The sequence below is a fragment of the Mitsuaria sp. TWR114 genome (assembly GCF_007997345.1).
The window spans coordinates 1-4,500 of sequence record NZ_VOSR01000741.1 but is presented as its reverse complement, the minus strand read 5'-3'; the positions used below and the strand labels follow the sequence as shown (position 1 = coordinate 4,500).

The 4,500-nt window shown below is 70.5% G+C and carries 4 protein-coding genes; 2 read left to right on the top strand and 2 right to left on the bottom strand.

Annotated features, from left to right (window positions below; genetic code table 11):
* Window positions 1-1,220 (top strand): AsmA family protein (locus FUT87_RS23435; protein WP_147242563.1); only part of this gene is annotated, 1,220 nt, incomplete at its 5' end.
* Between the two features lie 29 nt (window positions 1,221-1,249).
* A complete protein-coding gene (locus tag FUT87_RS23430; RefSeq protein WP_091725252.1) occupies window positions 1,250-1,663 on the top strand; it encodes a response regulator transcription factor in 414 nt (137 codons plus the stop codon).
* A gap of 42 nt (window positions 1,664-1,705) precedes the next feature.
* Here FUT87_RS23430 and FUT87_RS23425 read toward each other — a convergent pair whose 3' ends face one another.
* Both FUT87_RS23425 and FUT87_RS23420 read right to left on the bottom strand, forming a co-directional pair.
* On the bottom strand, window positions 1,706-3,310 hold the full coding sequence (locus FUT87_RS23425) for a DHA2 family efflux MFS transporter permease subunit (RefSeq protein WP_147242372.1): 1,605 nt from the start codon (window positions 3,308-3,310) through the stop codon (window positions 1,706-1,708).
* Window positions 3,307-4,500: HlyD family efflux transporter periplasmic adaptor subunit (locus tag FUT87_RS23420; RefSeq protein WP_147242562.1), on the bottom strand; the 1,194-nt coding region annotated here is incomplete at its 5' end. The genes FUT87_RS23425 and FUT87_RS23420, both read right to left, overlap by 4 nt.

The window sequence follows — 4,500 nt, the reverse complement described above, 5'->3', positions numbered from 1 at the left end:
CCCTCAGCGGCCCGTCGCTGGCCGCGGTCGGCGAGCCGCTGGGCGTCACGCTGCCGACCACGCCGGCCTTCTCGATGCGCGGGCGGCTCACCCGCGAGGGCACGCGCTGGACCACCGCGGTGCGGCAGGCCACGATCGGCAAGAGCCAGCTCAGCGGCGAGTTCCAGTACGACAAGCCCGAGAACGCCGTGCCCACGCTGACCGGCGAGCTGCGCGGCCGCGAGCTCTGGCTGGCCGACCTGGGCCCGGCCGTCGGCGTGCCGGCCGAGCCGGGCGCCCCACGGGCGAAGAAGGCCACGTCGCGCGTGCTTCCGGACAAGCAGTTCGACCTGCCCTCGCTGCGCGCGATGAACGCCAACGTGAACGTGAAGCTCGCGCGCTTCGAGTCCGGCTCGGCCCTGCTGCAGGCGGCCGAGCCGCTGAACGCCCGCATCGTGCTGAAGGACGGCGTGCTGGAGCTGCGCGACATCGACGCCCGCGTGGCGCGCGGCCAGGTCGCCGGCCTGATGCGCCTGGACGGCCGCGAGCCCAAGGCCCGGTGGCAGGCGCGGTTGCGTGTCAGCGGCGTGCATCTGGAGCAGTGGCTGAACCTGGAGCGCAAGAACGGACAGCGCTGGGTGACCGGCGTGATGGGCGGACGCATCGCGCTGGATGGCGTCGGGCGCTCGACGGCGGAGCTGCTGGCCAGCGCCGACGGCCGCATGGTGCTGTACTGGACCGATGGCACGGTGTCGCACTTGATCGTCGAGGCTGCCGGTATCGACATCGCGCAGGGCCTGGGCCTGCTGGTGCGCGGTGACGACGCCCTGCAGGTGAACTGCGGCGTCGCCGATCTGCGGGTCAAGGACGGGATGGTGACGCCGCGGCCGATGGTGGTGGACACCAAGGATTCGGTGGTGCTGGTCGACGGCGACATGTCGCTGGCCACCGAGCGGCTGAACCTGGTCGCCAAGGTCGATCCCAAGGACAAGAGCCCGCTGACGCTGCGCACGCCCTTGAACATCCAGGGGACATTGGGCGATCCGCGGCTCAGCCTTCAGAAGGCCCCGCTGCTGCGCAAGCTGGTGCCGGCGGCGGTGCTGGGCGTGGCCGTGGCGCCGCTGGCGGCGATCGTGCCGCTGATCGACCTGGGCGAGGATCCGGACGATGAAAGCCTGCGCGCGCTGTCCGAATGCAACGCCCGGCTGGCGCCCGTGTCGAAGCGGAGGCCGGGATCGTGATAATGGGCGCCTCCCATATGCCCACGCCCATGTCCACCGTTCCCGTCATCGATCCGACGCCCGGCACGCTGAACTGTTTCCTGGTCGAGGACAGCCCGCTCATCCGCGAGAACCTCGTGGCGACGCTGCAGGAGATGCTGGACCTGGCCGTCGTCGGCCAGGCCGAGGACGAGGCCGCCGCGCTGCGCTGGCTGCATGACGAGGCGGTCCCCTGCGACCTGCTGATCATCGACCTGTTCCTCAAGCGGGGCTCGGGCATGTCGCTGCTGCCCAAGGCCCGGCTGCTGCAGCCCGAGGCCAAGCTGATCGTGCTGACCAACTACGCCACCGTCGACATGCGCCAGCGCTGCGAGCAGCTCGGCGCCGACCGGGTCTTCGACAAGTCCAGCGAGCTCGACGAGCTCATCGCCTACTGCCTGGACCTGGCGTCGTCGAAGGCGTGAGCCACCACTGAAGTTCGCTGGTGGGCGTGAGGCCGCTGGCGCTCAGTGCGCCCCGCCCGCGTCCACCGGCGCGCCCATTTTCGGCGGGCGCTTGGTCAGCCAGACGAAGGCGATCAGCACCAGGAACAGGATCGCCGAGGCCAGGAAGATGTCGTCCGCCGCCCGGGTGAAGGCCTGCTGGTCGACCAGCCGGTTCAGGTAGGCCAGCGCCTGGTCATGGCTGAAGCCCTGGCGCTGCAAGGTCTCGATCGCCTGCGTCTCCGGCACGTCGCCCAGCGCCAGGCGCTCCGCCAGGTGATGGTGATGCAGCGTCGCGCGGTTCTCCCACAGGGTCGTGGAGATCGACGTCCCCATCGCCCCCGCCGTGATCCGGACGAAGTTGGACAGGCCCGCCGCCGCGGCGATCCGCTCCGGCGTGATACCTGACAGCGTCAGCGTCGTCAGCGGGATGAAGAAGAAGGCCAGCGCCCCGCCCTGCAGGATGGTGGGCACCATGATGGCGGCCAGGTCGGTGTCGGTCGTGAACTTGGAGCGCATGAACAGCACGATCGCGAACACGACGAACGCGAAGCTCGCCATCGCGCGCGGGTCCCACGTCGACACCTTGCGCCCCACCACCGGCGACAGCAGGATCGCCAGCACGCCCACCGGCGCCAGCGCGAAGCCCGCGGCCGTGGCGGTGTAGCCCATGTGCTGCTGCAGCCACAGCGGCAGCAGCACGACGTTGCCGAAGAACAGGCCGTAGGCGATCGACAGCACCGAGGCGCCGAACAGGAAGTTGCGCCGCGCGAAGAGCCGCAGGTCCACCACCGGATGGTCGTCGGTCAGCTCCCAGACGATGAACACCGCCAGACCCACGACCGCGATCACGGCCAGCGCGACGATCTGGTTCGACGCGAACCAGTCGAGCTCCTTGCCCTTGTCGAGCATCACCTGCAGCGAGCCGACCCACAGCACCAGCAGGGCCAGCCCGATGGTGTCGATCGGCAGCTTCTTCACCGGCGTCTCGCGCGTCCGGTAGATGCTCCAGGTCAGGCCGGCCGCGAACAGGCCGACCGGGACGTTGATGTAGAAGATCCACGGCCAGGTGACGTTGTCGGTGATCCAGCCGCCCAGCAGCGGCCCCACCACCGGCGCCACCAGCGTCGTCATCCCCCACAGCGCCAGCGCCGTGCCCGCCTTGTGCTTGGGATAACTCGCCAGCAGCAGCGTCTGCGACAGCGGGATCATCGGCCCGGCCACCAGCCCCTGGAACACCCGCGCCGCCACCAGCATCTCCAGCGAATGGGCGAAGCCGCACAGCCAGGACGCCAGCACGAACAGCAGCACGCTCATCGTGAACAGCCGCACCGCGCCGAAGCGCTGGGTCAGCCAGCCGGTCAGCGGCACCGAGATCGCGTTGGCCACGCCGAAGCTCGTGATCACCCAGGTGCCCTGCACCGGGCTCACGCCGAGATCGCCCGCGATGGCCGGCAGCGACACGTTCGCGATGGACGAGTCCAGCACATTCATGAAGGTCGCCAGCGACAGCGAGATCGTGCCCAGCACCAGGGCCGTGCCGGTCAACGGCGGCGGGGCGGCCGGCGCGACCGGTGCGGCCGACGGCGCGGGCGCCGGTGCCGCATCCATGGAAGTGGAATTGCTCATTGCACGCGCGTGGTGATCGAGGACGAGGTCGAGGTCCTGGCGGCGGCCGCCTTGCCGAGGTTGGCCGCGATGATGCGGTTCACCTGCTCGTCGGCGGCCTTCTCCTGCGCGTCGAAGATCGTCGTCTGCAGCCGCGGCGCGCTGGCGCCGGTCGCGGCGGCCAGCATCTGGCCGCCCTGCTCACGGACGTCGACCTGCACGTCCATCGACAGGCCCACACGCAGCGGGTGCTCCTGCACTTCCTTCGGATCCAGCGCGATGCGCACCGGCACGCGCTGCACCACCTTGATCCAGTTGCCGGTGGCGTTCTGCGCCGGCAGCAGCGCGAAGGCCGCGCCCGTGCCGGCGCCCAGGCCCTGGACCGTGCCGTGGTACTCGGTCTTCTTGCCGTAGACGTCCGCCTCCAGCGTCGCCTTCTGGCCGATGCGCAGCTTGGCCAGCTGGCTTTCCTTGAAGTTGGCGTCGACCCAGACCTGCTGCAGGCCGACCACCGCCATCAGCGGCGCGCCGGCGGCCACGCGCTGGCCCAGTTGCACCGAGCGGCGCGCGACCCAGCCGTCCACCGGCGCGATCGGCCGCTCGACCAGCAGCGCCAGGTAGCTCTCGCGCAGGCGGGCCGCGGCGCGCAGCACGTTGGGATGGTCCTCGACCTTGACGCCGTCGGTCAGCACCTGGTTGGAGGCCAGTTGGTCCTTCGCGGCCTGCAGCGCCGATTGCGCGGCGGCGGCCTGCGCGCGGGCGGCCGTCAGCTGCGACTGGGCATGCTCCAGCTCTTCCTTGCCGACCGCGCCGGTGGCGATCAGCGGCTGGCGGCGGGCGACGTCGGCCTGCAGACGCTCCATGTCGGAGGCGACGCGCTTGAGGTCGGCCTCGCGCACCTTGACCTGCGCTTCCAGGCCGCTGTTGTTGGCATACAGGGTGCGGACCTCGCGGACCGTCTGGGCCAGCTGCGCCTGCGCCTGCTCCAGCGCGACACGCGCATCGACCGGGTCCAGGCTGACCAGCTTCTGGCCGGCCTTCACGAAGTCGGTGTCGTCGGCATAGACGGCGCGGACGGTGCCGCCCACCAGCGGCGTGATCTGCACGACGTTGGCCTGCACGTAGGCGTTGTCGGTCGTCTCGTAGCGGCGGCCGACGATCCATTCATAACCGCCATAGACCAGGCCGGCGACGATGACGGCGGCGGCGAT